Origin of the sequence: Yoonia sp. R2-816 (assembly GCF_046762905.1) — a bacterium.
Lineage (GTDB): Bacteria > Pseudomonadota > Alphaproteobacteria > Rhodobacterales > Rhodobacteraceae > Yoonia.
On the sequence record NZ_JBKQXN010000255.1, the window covers coordinates 1 to 1,477 of the forward strand.

Sequence of the window (1,477 nt, forward strand, 5' to 3'; positions counted from 1 at the left end):
GGGTGCGGCGCTGCCGGACTGGCTGATGTTTGATGCGGCTTCGGGGAGTTTCTCGGGCACACCGCCGCAGGGCTTCAATGGTACATTGAGTGTCACGGTGACGGCCAGCGATGGGTCTCTTTCAGCAAGCGATGCCTTTGCGCTTGATATCACATCTGTCAACGGCGCACCTGTCGCAGCTGATGATGTTGCTCAAAGCCCCGCTCCGATCACAGAAGATGTTATGATCTTGATTGATACCGCCACGCTTCTTGCCAACGACAGCGATGTTGACGGGGATACGCTCACGGTGACAGCGATTTCTGCCACGAGTACACATGGGGCGGCCGTGACGCTGAACACCGACGGAACCATCAACTACGATCCAACCGGCGCGGACGCTGTTCAGGCTTTGGCGGATGGCCAGTCACTGACGGATACCTTCACCTATACCGTCAGTGACGGCAATGGTGGTGAGAGCACCGCAACCGTTTCAGTCGTTGTTCATGGACGAGACGAAGCGCCGATGATCGTCGGCACCGCCGGCGATGACTATCTGGACGGCAGCACCGGAAACGACCAGATCATCGGCGATGCTGGCGATGACCGTCTGTACGGCGATGCTGGCGATGACAATCTGTACGGCGGGGATGGCGATGACGATCTGTGGGGCGATTTTGGTGATGACACTCTGTACGGCGGGGATGGCGATGACTGGCTGAGTGGCGGTTATGGCGATGACAATCTGTACGGCGGTGACGGCCGGGACTATCTGAGTGCCGGTGCTCACGATGACAATCTGTACGGCGGGGATGGCAATGACGATCTGTGGGGCGATTTTGGTGATGACACTCTGTACGGCGGGGATGGCGATGACTATCTGTACGGCGATTTTGGTGATGACACTCTGTACGGCGGGGATGGCGATGACGATCTGTGGGGCGGGGATGGCCGGGATTATCTGAGGGGCGGCGAAGGCGATGACTGGCTGAGTGGCGGTGATGGCGATGACCTTCTGTACGGCGGTGACGGCCGGGACTATCTGAGTGGCGGTTATGGCGATGACAATCTGAGTGGCGGGGATGGCGATGACACCCTGTGGGGCGGTTCCGGAAGTGACAAGTTTGTCTTTAGAGACAGTTTTGGAAACGACACAATAAGAGACTTCGAAGATGACATTGACCTTATCAGAGTGGGTACCTCCGGTGTATCCTACTCAGATTTGACCATCACAACGAACGGTTCGAACACGGAAATCTCTGTATCCGGGCACGGTTCGATTACTATCAGCAACTTTAACGCGGCAAACCTGACAGAAGACGACTTCCTCTTCGGGTAGGGTGGCTCCTCTCAAAAGCAGACTCAAGTAGGCCAGCACAGCTTCGAGAATGCGCGCAACCTCCTCGACGCTCAGCACAACGGGGATCTTCTTGGCCGCCCGCTGATAGCCCATATGCCGCTTCATCTCTAGGCGCGGGCACGTCGTCTGCGTCTTCGG

1 protein-coding gene is annotated in these 1,477 nt (G+C 57.3%); it reads left to right on the forward strand.

Annotated elements, in window-relative coordinates; genetic code table 11:
* Positions 1-1,318 (forward strand): cadherin-like domain-containing protein (locus ACFWW2_RS16585; RefSeq protein WP_393929742.1); only part of this gene is annotated, 1,318 nt, incomplete at its 5' end.
* Between the last annotated feature and the right edge of the window lie 159 nt (positions 1,319-1,477).